Here is a 16,476-nt window from a genome sequence, read left to right as displayed (position 1 = left end):
GGTTGGCCACTTCAATGGGAGCAGAGCCGCCCATACGGGCGGCTGACTGGATATCGAGCATGCTTGAAAGAAAACTGATGCAGCGCTTCCCGTCATCGGTCTATCTCGAGGAGCGGGCAGCCAGACGCCTGCCCCGCTTCGTGTTCGACTACCTGCAGGGCGGTAGTGGACGTCAGTCCGGGGTACAGCGCAATAGGCGGGTCTTCGATCAGGTGGATTTGGTGCCTCGCTACTTTGATGAGTGCGGCAGCGTTGATCTGAGTACCGAGCTGATGGGGCAGTCCTATCGGCTGCCGTTCGGCATCGCGCCGATCGGCATGGATGGGCTGATCTGGCCAGGCGCTGTCCGCTATCTGGCACAGGCGGCACGACAGCAGGGGTGTCCGGTGGCCGCCAGTACCTTCGCCACCGCCAGTCTTGAAGAGGTTGCGCAGCTCGCGCCCGGGGTAGCCTGGTTCCAGCTGTATCCGTTCAGCGATAGGGCCATCGAAACCGACCTGATCGATCGAGCTCGCCGGTCCGGGTATGAGGTCCTGGTGGTTACCGTAGACGTACCGGTGGGTGGACGCCGGGAGCTGGATATCCGTAACGGCCTGGCACTGCCGCCAAGATTCGGTCCTCGTACCGTTATGGAGCTGATGAGCTGCCCGCAGTGGGCGCTGGCTTCGGCCCGGCAGGGTATCCCCTGTTTCCGCAATCTGCAGCCATACCGGCGTCGTTCGAACGACTACCTGCCCGCCAGGATCGAGGGGGCCGTGCCCTGGTCGCGTCTGGCGCACTATCGGCGATTGTGGCCAGGAAGCTGGTGGTCAAGGGAGTGCTCCGTGCCGAGGATGCATTGCGCTGCAGGGACATGGGCCTCGATGGAATCCTGGTGTCCAATCACGGCGGGCGCCAGCTCGATGCCTGTCCCGCGCCGCTGAGGGTCCTGCCGTCAATACGACGGGCAGTAGGTGCGGATTTTCCGATCATTGTCGACAGCGGTTTGCGTTCCGGTCTTGATGTCGCCAGGGCCATTGCCATGGGCGCCGATTTTGCGTTGCTCGGCCGGACGTTCATGTACGGCATCGCCGCCCTGGGCGAGGCGGGAGCGGATCATGTGATCAGGCTCCTCAAAGAGGAAGTGGAGAACACGATGCAGATGATCCGATGCCCCGATATCGCTGCGCTGAAACAGTGGAACGCCGATCCTGACGGGACCGTGCGCCGCTAAAAGTACAGGAGAATGGTTTAGATGGCTGAACGTTCGTTTAAAAAGGAAGTGAAAAAACTCCACGCCGGTGGCGGCGAGCAGTTTCATGGCGAGGGAATCCTGGCCGTGACCAAGGCCCTGCTGCAGTCGGGTGTGGCCTATGTGGGTGGCTACCAGGGCTCGCCGATCTCTCACCTGATGGATGTGCTGGCCGACGCCAAGGAGGAAATCCTTGACGACATGGGGGTCCATTTCGAAACCAGTGCCAGCGAGGCGACGGCGGCAGCGATGCTCTCGGCATCGGTACACTACCCCCTTCGCGGCGCCGTGACCTGGAAGTCGACCGTTGGCACCAATGTGGCGTCGGATGCATTGGCCAACCTGGCATCCGGAGGCGTCACCGGCGGCGCCGTCATCATCATAGGGGAGGATTATGGCGAAGGGTCTTCGATCATGCAGGAGCGTACTCATGCGTTCGCGATGAAGTCCCATATTTGGCTGTTGGATCCGCGCCCCAACCTGCCGAGTATCGTTGAAGTCGTAGAGAAGAGTTTTGAGCTGTCCGAGGCGAGCAATACGCCGGTCATGGTCCAGATGCGGATACGGGCCTGTCATGTGCATGGGCAATTCACCGCCCGCGACAATGTCAGACCCGCCTTCACGCTGTCCGAAGCGCTGGCGAACCCGAAACGCGATCTGAGTCGGATCGTGCTGCCGCCCTCGACTTTCCTGCATGAAAAGGAAAAGCTCGAGGAGCGTTTGCCGAGGGCGGTCGAGTTCATCAAAAAGCATCGCCTGAACGAGTTTTTTGCCGGCAGCCGGGATGATATCGGCATTGTCGTTCAGGGCGGCTGTTACAACACCACCGTCAGAGCGCTGGAGCACCTGGGACTGGCCGACGCCTACGGCAACTCCGAGATTCCGCTTTATGTACTCAATGTGGCTTTTCCACTGGTCGACGACGAGCTGCTCGCATTCGCCACGGGCAAGTCCGCCCTGCTGCTGATAGAGGAGGGCAGTCCGGAGTTCATCGAACATGAGATCAACAGCCTTTTTGCGCGTTCCGGCTGCACCACGCGTCTCCAGGGCAAAGCCGTGCTGCCGAGGGGTGGCGAATATACATGCGACGTGTTGAAAAAGGGGCTTCGAGCCTTTATCCAGCAGCAGACTTTGGATCTGCTGCAGGACGAAACAGCGCTGAATTTCGTGCCTTCGAAGCCGCTTTCGGTCGAAACCCTTGCTGACGTCGTGCCGGCCCGTCCGGCAGGCTTCTGCACAGGCTGTCCCGAGCGTCCGGTATTCTCGGCGCTGAAGCTGCTGCAGCGCGAGAAAGGGGATTTCCACGTCAGCTGTGATATCGGCTGTCACCTGTTCTCGATTCTGCCGCCGTTCAATATCGGCGCCACGACAATGGGGTACGGCCTGGGTGGTGCTTCGACCTCGGCTTTCAACGTCGCGTCCGAGAAACCTGCTATAGCAATCATGGGGGATGGTGGCTTCTGGCACAACGGCCTGACGAGTGGTATCGGCAATGCGGTCTTCAACCGCAGCGAGGGTGTCAATCTGATCATCGATAACGCCTACACGGCCGCGACGGGTGGTCAGGACATACTGTCGTCGAAAGCGGCCCACCCGAACCGCTCCACCAACAACCCCATTTCCCGGGCTGTCGAAGGTGTAGGCGTGAAATGGGTGCGGACTCTGACGCGTACCTATGATGTCTCGGCAATGCTCAGGACACTGCGTGAAGCCGTGGCAACCAGGGGCAGGGGCCAAAAGTCATAGTGGCGCAGTCCGAGTGCATGCTGAACCGGCAGCGGCGTGAAAAACGCGACCGCCGTGCCGATATCAAGGCCGGCAAGCGGGTGGTCGAGAGCCGTTTTGCAATCGACGGCCAGACCTGTACCGGCGACCGGGCGTGCATACGGCTGTCCGGCTGCCCGTCGCTGACCGTCAAGCCCAACCCCGATCCCTGGCGCTCCGATCCGGTCACCCATATCGATAACAGCTGCGTCGGTTGCGGCCTGTGCGGTGAAAACGTTCATGCGGACATCCTCTGTCCCTCCTTCGTGAAGGTCGAGGTGGTGCGCAATGCCGGCATTATGGAGAGGCTGCGCCAGCGCCTGTCGCGGCGCCTGATCGGCTGGTTGCAGCGGCGGGCGGAAAAGCGCCATGAAATGAATCTGCTGGAAGGAGTGTCAGGATGAGCGAGGTGGTCAAGAATCGCATTAATATCGCGATTACGGCTATGGGCGGACAGGGCGGCGGCGTGCTGGCCGACTGGATCGTCAGTCTGGCGGAGACGGCGGGCTGGCATGCACAGTCGACGTCGGTACCTGGCGTGGCGCAGCGCACCGGCGCTACCGTGTACTATCTGGAACTTTTCCGGCGCGGGGCGTCCGATGCCCTTCCGGTGCTGTCGCTGTCGCCGGCCAGCGGGGATGTCGACCTGGTCGTGGCGGCGGAACTGATGGAGGCCGGGCGGGCGATACAGCGCGGCTTCGTCACGCCCGACCGGACCACGCTGATTGCCTCGTCGCATCGCGCCTATGCGGTGACGGAAAAGGAGTCGTTGGGGAACGCCCTGGCGGACTCCGGCGCCGTCCACCGGGCTGCCGGCGATATGGCGCAGCGCTATATCAGCTTCGACATGGCTGCGCTGGCCGAAGAGACCGGCAGTGTGGTCAGCGCGGTACTGTTCGGCGCGGTGTTTGGCAGCGGTGTGTTGCCGTTTGCCAGGGAGGCATTTGAAGACGCGATACGGTCCGGCGGTGTCGGTGTCGAGGCCAGTCTTACGGCTTTCGCGGCCGGCGCCGAACACGCCCGGCAGGGAGGGCGGCCGCCGGAAATCCCGGGCCCGGTGGTCAGTCAATGGCATTACCGTGGCAGCAACCCCGGAATTCAGGCGCTGCTGCAACGGCTCGAGCGCGAGTTCCCGGAATTTCTGGTGGCGCCCTTGGCCGAAGGGATTCGTCGCCTGCTGGATCACAGTGACCTTCGCTATGCGACGCGCTATTGCGAACGGATGTGCCAGATACGCGACCTCGACGAGCGCCACGCAGGCGGCGCTGCGACCGGCTGGCGCTTCAGTTGTCAGGTGGCGTCGCGACTGGCGCTGTGGATGGCCTACGAAGATACGATCCGTGTCGCCGATATCAAGACCCGCGTCCGGCGCTTTGACGGGCTCTACGAAGAGGTTGGCATCGACGCCGAGCAGGTAGCCTACTTCCGAGAATATCTGCATCCCCGTATCGAGGAGGTGGCGGAAACGCTGCCGGCGTCCCTGGGGCGCTGGGTACTGCGCACCCGCTGGGCCTCGAAGCTGGCGGAGAGGCTCTTGGCAGGGCCGAAAAAGTTTCCACCCAGAGCCTCGGCGGCTTTCTGTCGCTCTACCTGGTGGCTTGTCTGCGCCCCTTACGGCACCTTACGTTGCGAGATTCCATCGAGCAGGCACGGATCGAACACTGGCTTTCGCAGCTGGAGGCGATCATTGCGGTCGATTACGACCTGGCCTGCGAAGTCGCGACTCTGCCGGAGTTGATCAAGGGCTACAGCAAGACAAGGGAGAGGGGACTGCGGGTTTTTGGTGTTCTCAGCGCGGCAGCTGAGCGGCTCAGAGGGCAGGCCCGCGGGGCTGATATCCTGCGCCAGCTGAAAGCCGATGCGCTCAGGAGCGAAGATGGTTCGGAACTGGTAGCCGGACTCAGGTCCAGCGGGTTGGGTGAGCTCACCGCAATGGTCGCGCCCGGCCCGGGTTCCGGTGGCGTTCAAGTCATGACACCGGAAGCCATGGCAACCTAGGAGGCCTATCCCCCAATATGATCGGCAGGCCCACGCAGCCTTCCCTGGACGATGCACTTCTCAAACGTTTGGCCTGAATCCTGCCCGGTGCTGCGCTGCAGCACCGCTTCAGCTTCCTTGGTGGGCGTAGCACTGCCACACTAAAAGTGATTTTTTCAAGTTGTTGTCGTCTGTCCGGCCGTTTCCGCACCGCACCGAATGGATACGCGAAGCATCGTCATTTTAGGAGCAACTGACGATGACCGTACCTCCTGTGCTTAAAAACAGGATAGAGGTTGTGGAATATCGGGATAGTCCAGGGGCTGCCACCTCTGGTCAGATAGGGGAACTGAAACCCGTAACCGCAACGCACTTCAGCGCTTTGACGGTGACCCGACAAACCGTCTTCTTTTCTGGCGGAAACCACTACAACAACAATGGAGTTACCCATGACTCGCTTCAAACGTCTGTTACTGAGCGCCACGACCACGGCTGCACTGGTCGCCACCACGCTTACCGCCGAGGCCCGCGATTTCCGTCTCGGCCTGATCACGCCGCCCCCATATCTGGACCCAGGCGGCCAACGACTTCGGCAAGGAACTCAACGAGAAGTCCGGCGGCGCGCACAGCGTGTCGGTATTTCCGGCCCAGCAGCTCGGTAACGAAGCCCAGATGGTGCAGCAGCTGCAGACCGGTGCCCTGGACATGGCCTTTTTGACCATCGCCGAGATCTCCAACCGGGTGCCGGATTTCGGCGCCCTCTATGCCCCCTACCTGGTGGACAACATCGACCAGGCGGCTGCGCTGCTGCGCTCCGAGACCGCAACGGGCATGCTGAACCAGCTGCCGGGGGCTGTCGGTGTCGTGGGCATCGGCTATGGCATGGCGGGCATGCGCCAGGTGCTGAGCCGCGATGCGGTTGACGGTCCTGCCGAACTGCAGGGCAAGAAACTGCGCATCACGCCGTTCGAGCCGATCCGCGACTTCTATACCGCCCTGGGATCGGCGCCGACCCCGCTGCCGCTGCCGGGGGTTTACGATGCGCTGGCCAACGGCCAGGTCGATGCCATCGATATGGATTTCGACTCGATCCTGATCCTGAAATTCTACGAGCGGGCCGAGAACCTGCTTATCTCCAACCACATGATGTTTCCGATGGTCGGCGTGGTGTCGGGCCGGGTCTGGCGTGAACTCGGGGACGAGGACCGCGCATTGATCCAGACCACGATGAAGGCACACCTCGATTCGGTTATCGACCGCTTCCAGGCGCAGGAAAAGGACCAGGAGCAGCAGCTGCGCCAGCTCGATATCACGATCAAGGAAGCCGGTCGTGCGGACTTCGCCGATGCCATCGAGACCTGGGAGGGCACCTGGTCGCAGAAAGCCGGTGCACTGCAAGACCTCCGCAAGGCGGCTGCCGAGATCAAGGGCAGCTGATAGGGCTCAACGTCTAACAGCCTCCCGGCGCCTCAGGCTCCGGGAGGCTCTGGAGGAACTGTCATGCTTAAAGCTGTCTCGAACCGAATTGCGCGCATGGAGGCTTTTATCGCAGCCTTGCTGGCGGGCGCGGTGACGCTGCTGGTGCTGTTGAATATCGTCAGTCGCGCGATGGGACATGCGATCTACTGGGTGGATGAGCTGGCGATTTACAGCATGGTCTGGATGACCTTTTTCACCACTTCGGTACTGTTGAAGAAACGCCAGAGCGTTTCGGTGACGATTCTGACCGACTGGTTCGGTGCCGGCATCCGTCAGTGGCTGGCGGTGTTCAGCGACCTGATGGTGCTGCTCTTCGCGACCTTTCTGTTCTACCTGTGCTGGAAATGGTACGACCCGCTCACGCTGATTCAGCAGGGCTTCGACCTGCAGGCGTTCCAGGCACAGACGTTCAACTTCATGTATGCCGAAAACACCAACACCCTGGGACTGAAGAAGTTCTGGGTATGGCTGGCGCTGCCGCTGTTTTCATTTTCGCTGTCGGTCCATGCGCTGAGCAATCTGATTGATCAGCTGCGGCCCTCACCTGCCGTAGCGGGAGAAACCGTATGACTTTTGCCGTCTTCCTGCTTCTGCTGTTCGCGGCCGTGCCGATTTCGCTGGTGCTGGCGCTGACGGCCATGTGGTACATCAATGATTCGGGTAATGCGGTGCTGTTCGACTCCTATCCGCAGCAGCTGTTCGGCGCCATCGAAAGTTATGGACTGCTGGCGATTCCGCTGTTCATGCTGGCCGGTGAATTGATGAACGAGGGGCTGACTTCCCGGCTGATCAACCTGGCACGGATCCTGGTCGGCGGCTTCCGCGGGGGCTGGCCTACATCAATCTGGTGGCCAACATGATGATGGCAGCGATCATGGGGTCGGCGGCATCGCAGATCGCCATCATGTCGCGGGCCATGGTGCCGGCGATGGAAAAAGAGGGGTACGACAAGCCCTATGCCGCGGCTATCACCGCCGCCGGCGGCCTGCTGTCGCCGATCATTCCGCCGTCGATGCTGTTCGTACTCTTTGGCGTGCTGGCCCAGGTGCCGATTGCCGAAATGTTCATTGCCGGCATCATCCCCGGCCTGATCATGGCGTTCCTGTTCTTCCTTGCCATCAGCCTGATGGGGCTTGTCTATCAGTATCCGAAAGGGGAATGGCCAAGCCGGCGCCAGGCAAGGGACTATTTCGTGATGGGACTGCCGGCCGGGCTGATTCCGCTGATCATCATCGGCGGCATCCTGACAGGGCTCGCGACGCCGACGGAATCGGCGGCGCTGGCGTCGCTCGGCGCGCTGCTGATCGGCAAGTACGTCTACAAGGACCTGAAGTACTCCCATCTGTTCGAAGTGCTCAAGCGAACCGCCTTCAACTCCGGCATGGTGATCATGCTGATCGCGGCAGCCGGCGTGTTCGGCTGGGTGATCGTGTTCGAGAAGATTCCGCAGAATGCGGCGATCTGGATCGCGGCCCAGACTTCGGATCCCTTCACGTTCCTGATGATGGTCGTCGGCATTCTGCTGCTGGTCGGCATGGTGATCGACGGCATCGCCGCACTGATCCTGGTGGTGCCGATATTGCTGCCGATTGCCCAGTCCCAGTTCGGCATCAGCCCCTACCAGTTCGGTGTCGTCGTCTGTCTGACGCTGGTGCTGGGCCTGCTGACGCCACCGGTCGGCGCGGGACTGTTCATCGCCTCGACCATGACCGGCGCCTCGCCGATGCGTATCTTCCGTGCGCTGACGCCTTTCCTGATCGCGACCCTGCTGACCCTGGTGCTGCTGAGCTGGAAAGCCGAGCTGGTGACGATGCTGCTCTGACCGCAGCTTCTTTCGATATGGATGGTTAACAGGGACTCATACAAGAATGAATAAACTGACGCTGACGCTCGGTGGGCTACTGGTGCTCGGTGGGCTGCAAAAGGCCGTGGCGGCGCCGACCGTCGATCTGATCGTTCATAGTGCGCGGGTTCACACGCTGGAGCCCGGTGGCGGCAAAACCACCGCCATCGCCGTGGCAGGGGAAAACATTCTGGCGCTTGGCAGCGATCGGGACATACTCGCCATGGCTGGCCCCGGCACCCGGCGAATCGATGCCAACGGCAAGGTGGTTGTCCCGGGGCTTATCGATACCCATGTTCACCTCGACGAGGTCGGTGCGAATATCGGCAAGATACAGACTAGTGATCTGACAGCCCTGCCGCAGTTGCTGGATCGAATCGCCGAGGCGGTGAAGCGGCTTCCCGCCGGTCACTGGGTCGTCGGCGCAACCGACTGGCATGAGAGTCAGCTGGCGGAAGGGCGCTTCCCGACCCGGGTCGAGCTCGATGCCGTCGCGCCCGAGCATCCAGTCTTTCTCAAGCGCGGCGGCATCAATGCCGTCATCAATAGCGCCGCGATGGCGCTGGCGGGTATCGGCGAAGACGATCCCGACCCTGCGGGCGGCAAGTACGACCGCGACGACAACGGGCTCTTTACCGGCTGGATTCAGGGATTTGCCAAAGTGAAACAGGTCGAGTCCCTGCTTCCGCAACCGGATGCCGGCCAGACTCGGCAGTTTCTGCTGACCGCAATGAAGGCCTTGGGGGAGAAAGGTATCACCACTGTGCGTTCGCAGCATGTGATGCCTGAGCTGCTGGAATCCTGGCGGTCAGTCGTGGCTGACGGGCAGCAGAGCCTGAGGGGTGTGCTGATGATGTCGATCAACCCGCGGGCACCGCTCGAAACGGATATCGGCATGCTGACCGGGCTGGATCTGGCGCAGGGCCTGGGGGACGACATGCTGCGGATCGGCGGCCTCAAGATTACCTATGACGGTGGTGTCGAGACCTCGCTGCTGAAGGAGAATTTTACCAATATTCCCGGCTTCAAGGGCATCGAGGTCACGCCGCTGGAAAAAGTCGAGGCGGTTTCAGAATATGCCTGTGCTAACGGCTGGCGACTGTCGGTCCATGCCATCGGAGACCAGGCAATTGCCAATGTGCTGCAGGCCTGGCAACGGCTGAACGAGAGCTGCCCCATCGCTGACCTGCGTTGGGGACTGGAGCATCCCTACCTGCCAAGCGAGGCCGATATCGGCCTGATGAAGCAGCTTGGTGTGATTCCGCATACCCAGGTTCCGCACAACTACACGCTCGGGGCCGGATGGCTCGAATACTGGGGGCTGAACGGGCAAACCGTTCCATTCCGAACCGGACCTACATCGATGCCGGACTCCAGCCGGCCGGTGGTACCGACGCGCCGGTGGCGCCCTTCGATCCGTTCCTGGCGATGTGGGGCGAAGTGACCCGGCAGACAGCGGCGGCCGGTGTGCTCGGGGCCGGCGAGGCGGTGACGCCCGAGGAAGCTCTGAAAATGCATACCCTCTGGGCGGCCCGCGGACTTGGCATGGAGGACAGGATCGGCTCCATCAAGGTGGGCAAGCTGGCCGACCTTGCGATCCTTTCGGAGGATCCCCTGTCTGTACCGGCTGAGAGGATCAGGGATATCATCGCCGAGTGGACGATACTGGGCGGCAAGGTTATTCATCAGCCGGCCATTGCCTCGCAGTAATCAAGTCAGTAGCCCGGTATGATCCTGTCGGGTTACTGCCGCCCCCGCAGATCCGCCTGCTTCAATGCCCGCGCCAGCAGGGTGGCAGGCGAGTCGCGACGGTCGTCCCTGCGCAGCGCCACCTGCCAGTCGATATGGAGGCCTTCGTTCGTCACCCCGGCCGTGTTGAGGCCACCCTGTTTCAGGTAGGGGCCGAGTGCCCAGCTCGGCATGATGGTGATCCCGGCGCCGGCGCGCACGAACTCCACCACCGCCTCGGTGACGCCGGCGCGGATGACCCGCGGCGGCAACAGCTGATAGCGGCTGAACAGCTGCTCGTATTCGCGTCCCGGCCCCGGGTTTGTGTGGTAGGTGATGTAGGTGCTGTCGGCAATCTCTTCAGGTGAGAGCCAGTCCTGGCCGGCCCGGGGGTGACCCTCGGGCATGACCACCAGCATTTCGTCGCGGAACAGTTTCAGGGTGCGAAAGCCGCTCTGGACAATCGTGCCGGAAACGATCGTCAGGTCGATGCTGCCATTACGCAGCGCAGTATAGGGGTCCATCGAGACGTCCGGGATGATCTCGACGCTGATGCTCGGGTGCTCCGCCATGAATCCCGTCAGAAATCGCGGCAGCCAGTGGTAGCTGCCATAGGCCTCGTTGCCTATCCGCACCACATGCTCGATACCGACCGACAGCTTGTTGATGTCGTTTTCCGCCCGCTCCAGCTCCCCCAGCACCACCCGTGCCGACTGCAATAGCCGCTTGCCGGCGCTGGTCGGGATCAGCTTCTTGTGCTTGCGATAGAACAGCTCGGTATTGAGCAGGCGCTCGGCTTCGCGGATGCGGTGGCTCAGCGCCGACTGGGTCAGACCTATCTGCGCCGCTGCCTCCGAAACATTACCGGTGCTGGCGATCGCAAGAATCATCTGCAGGTGCCGGGTACTGACGCGGGTGCTCATAGTGTATGTAAAAAATTAATAGTTTTTGTCAATTTTATGAAATTTACACTGAAAATCCGGCTGCGTAAACTTTGCGCAAATGAATAACAACAGTGGTGAATAACGATGAGTAGCGGATGCCCGTTCCAACCGTCCGGCAAGCAGCAGGTCAGCCTCGATGACGAGAAGGTCCATTGGGACCAGGACATGAGCTATGGCCAGTATCTGGCGCTGGCGCCGCTGCTCGCCTGTCAGAATCCGGTCTCCGACGAACACGATGAGATGCTGTTCATCGTTATTCACCAGGCCTCCGAACTGTGGATGAAACTCTGTCTGCACGAGGCCTATGGCGCCGCCGGGCATATCCGCCAGGACAACCTGCGTCCCGCTTTCAAGATGCTGACACGCGTCGCCCGCATCCAGGAGCAGCTGATCCAGGCCTGGGAAGTGCTGGTGACGATGACGCCGGCCGACTATGCGAGCTTTCGCGACGCGCTGGGGCAGAGCTCGGGTTTTCAGTCCTATCAGTACCGCGAGCTGGAGTTTTTGCTGGGCAACAAGAATGCCCGCATGACCGAGGCGCACCGCGCGCATCCGCAGCACTACGAGCATCTGCAGGCGGTGCTGAACGCGCCGAGCCTCTATGACATCACGCTGCAGCTGCTGAAAAAACGAGGATTCGCGATCCCTCTAAGCCATCTGGAACGCGACTGGGCCGAACCCTATAGCGCCAGCCCCGAAGTCGAGGCGGCCTGGACCGAGGTCTACCGCAATACCGCCGGGCACTGGGACCTGTACGAACTGGCCGAGAAGCTGGTCGACATGGAGTTCAACTTTCAGCGCTGGCGTTTCAGTCACATGAAGACGGTCGAACGCATCATTGGCTATCGCCGGGGCACCGGCGGTACCGCCGGCGTGAGCTACCTGAGCAAGGCGCTGGACCTGCAGTTCTTCCCGGAACTCTGGTCCGCGCGGACCGCTATCTGAGGTGCCGGGCATGAGTCGAATCTGGGATATCTCGCAAACCCTGCGCCAGGGGCTGCCGGTCTGGCCCGGGGATACGGCCTTCGAATCCGAGCCCCACTGGGTGCTGGATGACGGCTGTCCGGTCAATGTCGGGCGTTTTCGCCTCTCGACCCATTCGGGCACCCATGCCGATGCGCCGCTGCACTACGACGCGGACGGTCTGCCGATTGCCGGGGTGGCGCTGGAGACCTACATCGGTCCCTGCGTACTGATTGACGTGACGGCGGCCGAGGGGCTGGTACGGCCGGAGCATATTGTCTATCAACTGCCGGAGCGGGTGGAAAGGGTGCTGTTGCGTACCTTCAGGCAGTTCCCCCACGAGCGCTGGGAGCCGGACTTTACCGCGATCGACGCCGCAGCGGTCGAGCTGTTGGCCGAACGCGGCGCCCGGCTGATCGGTGTCGACAGCCCGTCGCTTGACCCCCAGGAATCCAAGGCGATGGCGGCGCACCAGGCCGTGCGCCGCAACCGTATGGCGATCCTCGAAGGCCTGGTGCTGGATGGCGTGCCAACCGGCCATTACGAGTTGATCGCACCGCCGCTGAAACTGAACAACCTTGACGCCTCGCCCGTACGGGCCTTGCTTCGGAGTCTCTGAACATGACCACACTGACGCGTGAATATTTCGTCGAACTGGATTGCCAGGACGTTCTGGCCGATTATCGTGACCAGTTCGACCTGCCGGAAGGGCATATCTATCTCAATGGCAATTCCCTGGGTGTGCTGCCGAAGGCCGCGAAGGCGCGCGCCCGCGAGGTGGTCGAACAGGAGTGGGGCCAGGGCCTGATCCGCAGCTGGAACAGCGCCGACTGGATCCACCTGCCACGCCGTGTCGGCGACAAGATTGCCGGGCTTATCGGTGCCGCGCCGGGCGAGGTGGTGGTGGCCGATTCCACCTCGGTCAACCTGTTCAAGCTGGCCTCCGCCGCGGTGAAGCTGCGTCCGGGACGCGGCAAGATACTGTCCGAGCCCGGCAACTTCCCGACCGACCTTTATATCCTGCAGGGGCTGGAAAAATTCCACGATGGCCGGGTGCGTCTGAACACAGTGCACCGCGACGAGATCCTCGATGCGATCGACGAAGATACCGCGCTGGTGGTGTTGACCCACGTCCACTACAAGAGCGGCGCCATGTTCGATATGAAGGCGATCACCAACAGGGCCCATGAAAAGGGGGCGCTGGTGCTCTGGGATCTGAGCCACAGCACCGGTGCGGTGCCGGTGGCATTGAACGAAGTCGATGCCGATTTTGCCATCGGTTGCGGCTACAAATATCTCAATGGCGGTCCGGGCGCGCCGGGCTTCCTGTTCGTGGCGCAGCGCCATCAGGCTCAGCTGCAACAGCCGCTCAGCGGCTGGTTCGGCCATGCCAATTCATTTGCGATGCGTGACGACTACGAGCCTGCACCCGGCATCGAACGCACTCTCTGCGGCACCACGCCGGTCATCGGCGCCAGTCTGCTCGAAGTCGGCGTCGATATCATGGCCTCGGCCGATATGCAACAGATCCGCGAAAAGTCGCTGAAAATGGGCGAACTCTTCATCGAGCTGGTCGGGCAGCGCCTGGACGAATACGGCTTCGGCCTCGCCTCGTCGAAGGATCCGGCAGTTCGTGGCAGCCAGGTATCGCTGACCCATGAGCAGGGCTTCGCCATCATGCAGGCGCTGATCGCCCGCAACATCATCGGCGACTTCCGCGCACCGGATATCCTGCGATTCGGTTTCACGCCGCTCTACGTGCGCTATGTCGATCTCTGGGATTGCATCGAGGCGCTGGCCGAGATCATGGCGAGCGGGGAATGGGACAAGCCCGGGTTCAGGAAACTGACCGCCGTGACCTGAGCGGTTCGCCCGGAGGACCGGGCTCCTACAAATAACTATAACCATCAGGAAGCTTTTACTCATGAGCAATAATGGTATTTCAGCTGTCGCCGGCGCGGCTTCGGTCCCTCAGAACGGGGTGGCCCAGGGCGTAGCCAGTGGTCGACCCGGCTCGCGTTCATTCTGGCGGCGACCGGCTCGGCCGTCGGTCTGGGTAATATCTGGAAGTTTCCCTACATCACCGGCGAGAATGGCGGCGGCGCCTTCGTGCTGCTGTATCTGGGCTGCATCGCCCTGATCGGCATACCGCTGCTGATGGCCGAGATCCTGATCGGCCGCCGTGGCAAGCAGAGTCCGCCGGATGCGATGAAAACGCTGGCCATCGAGGCGGGCGTCAGTCCGCGCTGGCAACTGGTCGGCTGGGTCGGGGTGATAACGGGCTTCGTGCTGCTGAGCTTTTATCTGGTCGTGGCCGGCTGGGCCCTGGCCTATGTCTTCAACGCCGGAGGCGGCGCTTTTGCCGGCGCCTCCAGCGACCGGATCGGCGGCCTGTTCGGCAGTCTCGTGGGGGATCCGCTGGCCTCGACACTCTGGGGCACCCTGGTGCTGGCGATCACGACCACGATCGTGATCAAGGGTGTGAAACAGGGGCTGGAGCGCGCGGTCACCATCATGATGCCGGGGCTTCTGCTGATCCTGCTGATCCTGGTCGGCTATTCGATGACGACCGGGCAATTCGTTCATGGGTTCGAGTTCATGTTCAGCCCGGACTTCAGCAAGCTGAACGGTTCCAGCGTGCTGGTGGCGTTGGGGCATGCCTTCTTCACACTGAGCATCGCCGGTGGCGGCATGATGACCTACGGCTCCTACCTGCCGAAGAGGGTCTCGCTCGGCAAGACGGTGCTGACGATCGGTCTGCTCGATACCCTGGTCGCGCTGATCGCGGGGCTGGCGATATTCCCGATCGTGTTCGCCAACGGCCTCGAGCCCGGTGCCGGCCCCGGTTTGATCTTCGTTACCCTGCCGCTGGCCTTCGGGCAGATGCCGCTGGGTCAGCTGGTGGGTACGCTGTTCTTCATCATGCTGTCATTCGCGGCGTTGACGTCGGCCATCTCGCTGCTCGAGCCGGCCGTATCCTGGCTGACGGAAAAGCGCGGCCTGTCCCGCCTCAAGGCTGGAGTGCTCACGTCCGCCGGCATCTGGCTGCTGAGCCTGGGCTCGGTGTTCTCGTTCAATATCTGGGAGGAGCACAAGCTCTTTGGCAAGACCTTCTTCGACGTGCTCGACTACCTGACCAGTGGCTGGATCATGCCGCTCAGTGGCCTGGCCATGGCGATCTTCACCGGCTGGATCATGAGCCGGGCGGCCACTCGCGATGAAGTAGGTGATGGGCTGGGCTACAGGGTCTGGCTGTTTTTAATTCGCTATGCGGTTCCGGTCGGCATTCTGGTGATCTTCCTGAATGCTATTGGAGTCTTGGGATAATAGATGGTGACGGGTGACGCATCCATGGCAGCGGTTCGCTGCGCTCACGGCACCCTACACGGCACCGGACGTCGTAGGGCACCCCGAGCGAAGCGATGCGTGCCGCCTTCTATGATTGCAGAAAGCTGCGGATCAGCCTCGTCATCAATGCCGGCTTTTCTGGGCCTGAGAGGGTGCCAGTGGCCTGATTCAGCTCTCCAGGAAGTTTCGGATCAGCCTCGTCATCAATGCCGGCTTTTCTGGGCCTGAGAGGGTGCCAGTGGCCTGATTCAGCTCTCCAGGAAGTTTCGGATCAGCCTCGACATCAATGCCGGCTTTTCTGGGCCTGAGAGGGTGCCAGTGGCCTGATTCAGCTCTCCAGGAAGTTTCGGATCAGCCTCGTCATCAATGCCGGCTTTTCTGCCTGCGGCCAGTGGCCGGCCCCTTCGACGACCTTGTAGGTGGCCTTCGGGAACAGGCCGAGCAGGGCGTCACGATGCTCTGCACGGATGTAGTCGGAGTTGCCGCCCTTGATAAAGAGCGTGGGACCGTCGAAGGGCTTTCCTTCGGGCGCGGCACTGATACCGGCATAGCCCTGGTGCAGCCCCTCGAGGTTGATGCGCCAGGCAAAGCTGCCGGTCTCGGTGCGATAGAGATTGCGCAGCAGGAAGGCGCGCACCATAGGGTCCGCGACAAAGCCGGTCAGCTGCTTCTCGGCATCGCCTCTCGAGCGAACGGTGCTCAGGTCGACGGCAAAGAGTCCCTTGAAGACGTCGTCGTGGTGGTGCGGGTACTGTACCGGCGCGATATCGACGACGATCAGGCGTTCGATGCGTTCGGGATGGTTCAGTGCCAGTTGCATCGCCGCCTTGCCGCCCATCGAGTGGCCCAGCACGCAGGCGCCTGCGATGCCGAGATCGTCCAGCAGCTCGACCAGATCGGCGGCCATGGCGTCATAGCTCATCTCATCGCTGTGGGGCGAGCGGCCGTGGTTGCGCAGGTCGACGCTGATGACCTGGTATTCGTCCGCCAGTGCCTTGGCCTGACTGGCCCAGTTGTCGAGGCTGCCGAACAGGCCGTGCAGAATCAGCAGCGGCCGGCCTTCGCCCTGGATCTGGTGATGCAGTTTCATGTCGGTTCCGGAATGATGGGGACGGTGGGTACAGCGATGCATTCATGTTGGGTTTCGCACCTTCGGTGCTCTACCCAACCTACGATTGGATCCCAGTCCGACGTAGGTT

The 16,476-nt window shown here is 61.8% G+C and carries 11 protein-coding genes and 5 pseudogenes; 14 read left to right on the top strand and 2 right to left on the bottom strand.

Annotated elements, in window-relative coordinates; all coding sequences use genetic code 11:
- Positions 1 to 14: 14 nt before the first annotated feature.
- The 10 genes and pseudogenes from ACFQDL_RS05670 (at position 15) to ACFQDL_RS05625 (ending at position 10,004) form a co-directional block, all read left to right on the top strand.
- Positions 15 to 1,213, top strand: a pseudogene (locus ACFQDL_RS05670) (alpha-hydroxy acid oxidase).
- A 21-nt stretch (positions 1,214 to 1,234) separates the two neighbouring features.
- A complete protein-coding gene (locus ACFQDL_RS05665; protein ID WP_379908179.1) occupies positions 1,235 to 2,977 on the top strand; it encodes a thiamine pyrophosphate-dependent enzyme in 1,743 nt (580 codons plus the stop codon).
- Positions 2,977 to 3,399, top strand: a complete 423-nt coding sequence (locus ACFQDL_RS05660) for a hypothetical protein (protein WP_379908178.1) — start codon at positions 2,977 to 2,979, stop codon at positions 3,397 to 3,399. The genes ACFQDL_RS05665 and ACFQDL_RS05660 overlap by 1 nt, the downstream gene beginning before the upstream one ends.
- Positions 3,396 to 4,529 (top strand): annotated as a pseudogene (locus ACFQDL_RS05655) (indolepyruvate oxidoreductase subunit beta family protein); the annotation flags it as partial. The gene ACFQDL_RS05660 and the pseudogene ACFQDL_RS05655, both read left to right, overlap by 4 nt.
- Positions 4,427 to 4,717 (top strand): annotated as a pseudogene (locus ACFQDL_RS05650) (DUF6537 domain-containing protein); the annotation flags it as partial. The pseudogenes ACFQDL_RS05655 and ACFQDL_RS05650, both read left to right, overlap by 103 nt.
- A gap of 12 nt (positions 4,718 to 4,729) precedes the next feature.
- Positions 4,730 to 4,993: a hypothetical protein gene (locus ACFQDL_RS05645; RefSeq protein WP_379908177.1), complete on the top strand. Its 264-nt coding sequence runs from the start codon at positions 4,730 to 4,732 to the stop codon at positions 4,991 to 4,993.
- A gap of 543 nt (positions 4,994 to 5,536) precedes the next feature.
- Positions 5,537 to 6,409 (top strand): TRAP transporter substrate-binding protein, encoded by an 873-nt coding sequence (locus ACFQDL_RS05640; RefSeq protein ID WP_379912899.1) that lies wholly within the window; start codon positions 5,537 to 5,539, stop codon positions 6,407 to 6,409.
- A 63-nt stretch (positions 6,410 to 6,472) separates the two neighbouring features.
- Positions 6,473 to 7,021: a TRAP transporter small permease gene (locus ACFQDL_RS05635; RefSeq protein ID WP_379908175.1), complete on the top strand. Its 549-nt coding sequence runs from the start codon at positions 6,473 to 6,475 to the stop codon at positions 7,019 to 7,021.
- Positions 7,018 to 8,273, top strand: a pseudogene (locus tag ACFQDL_RS05630) (TRAP transporter large permease). Before ACFQDL_RS05635 ends, ACFQDL_RS05630 begins: the two are co-directional and overlap by 4 nt.
- A 46-nt stretch (positions 8,274 to 8,319) precedes the next feature.
- Positions 8,320 to 10,004: pseudogene (locus ACFQDL_RS05625) on the top strand (amidohydrolase).
- A gap of 32 nt (positions 10,005 to 10,036) precedes the next feature.
- Here the strand turns inward: ACFQDL_RS05625 and ACFQDL_RS05620 are convergent.
- Complete coding sequence (locus ACFQDL_RS05620) at positions 10,037 to 10,912, bottom strand: LysR family transcriptional regulator (RefSeq protein WP_379908174.1); 876 nt, start codon at positions 10,910 to 10,912, stop codon at positions 10,037 to 10,039.
- Positions 10,913 to 11,050: 138 nt separating this feature from the next.
- Here ACFQDL_RS05620 and kynA point away from each other — a divergent pair, with 138 nt between their 5' ends.
- From kynA to ACFQDL_RS05600, 4 genes are all read left to right on the top strand, one after another.
- Entirely contained in the window at positions 11,051 to 11,911 is an 861-nt protein-coding gene (kynA, locus tag ACFQDL_RS05615; RefSeq protein WP_379908173.1) for a tryptophan 2,3-dioxygenase, read from the top strand.
- A 10-nt stretch (positions 11,912 to 11,921) separates the two neighbouring features.
- Positions 11,922 to 12,548, top strand: a complete 627-nt coding sequence (kynB, locus tag ACFQDL_RS05610) for an arylformamidase (protein ID WP_379908172.1) — start codon at positions 11,922 to 11,924, stop codon at positions 12,546 to 12,548.
- Positions 12,549 to 12,550: 2 nt separating this feature from the next.
- Positions 12,551 to 13,792, top strand: a complete 1,242-nt coding sequence (gene kynU, locus ACFQDL_RS05605; protein ID WP_379908171.1) for a kynureninase — start codon at positions 12,551 to 12,553, stop codon at positions 13,790 to 13,792.
- A gap of 159 nt (positions 13,793 to 13,951) precedes the next feature.
- The gene (locus tag ACFQDL_RS05600) at positions 13,952 to 15,256 is read left to right on the top strand and encodes a sodium-dependent transporter (protein WP_379912897.1); all 1,305 of its coding nucleotides are present in this window, start codon (positions 13,952 to 13,954) and stop codon (positions 15,254 to 15,256) included.
- A gap of 349 nt (positions 15,257 to 15,605) precedes the next feature.
- Here the strand turns inward: ACFQDL_RS05600 and ACFQDL_RS05595 are convergent, their stop codons facing one another.
- Complete coding sequence (locus ACFQDL_RS05595) at positions 15,606 to 16,367, bottom strand: alpha/beta fold hydrolase (protein WP_379908170.1); 762 nt, start codon at positions 16,365 to 16,367, stop codon at positions 15,606 to 15,608.
- Between the last annotated feature and the right edge of the window lie 109 nt (positions 16,368 to 16,476).

This window comes from Marinobacterium aestuariivivens, assembly GCF_042661465.1.
In the GTDB taxonomy this organism is placed as follows: Bacteria; Pseudomonadota; Gammaproteobacteria; order Pseudomonadales; family Balneatricaceae; genus Marinobacterium_A; species Marinobacterium_A aestuariivivens.
Note: the sequence above shows the minus strand (reverse complement) of the source record. Positions and strands in the feature narration are given on the sequence as shown.

What these genes read in the sequence shown, in the direction of transcription:
- ACFQDL_RS05665 (WP_379908179.1), top strand. Translation starts at nt 1,235, where the DNA reads ATGGCTGAACGTTCGTTTAAAAAGGAAGTGAAAAAACTCCACGCCGGT.
- ACFQDL_RS05635 (WP_379908175.1), top strand. Translation starts at nt 6,473, where the DNA reads ATGCTTAAAGCTGTCTCGAACCGAATTGCGCGCATGGAGGCTTTTATC.
- ACFQDL_RS05620 (WP_379908174.1), bottom strand. Translation starts at nt 10,912, where the DNA reads ATGATTCTTGCGATCGCCAGCACCGGTAATGTTTCGGAGGCAGCGGCG.
- kynA (WP_379908173.1), top strand. Translation starts at nt 11,051, where the DNA reads ATGAGTAGCGGATGCCCGTTCCAACCGTCCGGCAAGCAGCAGGTCAGC.
- kynB (WP_379908172.1), top strand. Translation starts at nt 11,922, where the DNA reads ATGAGTCGAATCTGGGATATCTCGCAAACCCTGCGCCAGGGGCTGCCG.
- kynU (WP_379908171.1), top strand. Translation starts at nt 12,551, where the DNA reads ATGACCACACTGACGCGTGAATATTTCGTCGAACTGGATTGCCAGGAC.
- ACFQDL_RS05595 (WP_379908170.1), bottom strand. Translation starts at nt 16,367, where the DNA reads ATGAAACTGCATCACCAGATCCAGGGCGAAGGCCGGCCGCTGCTGATT.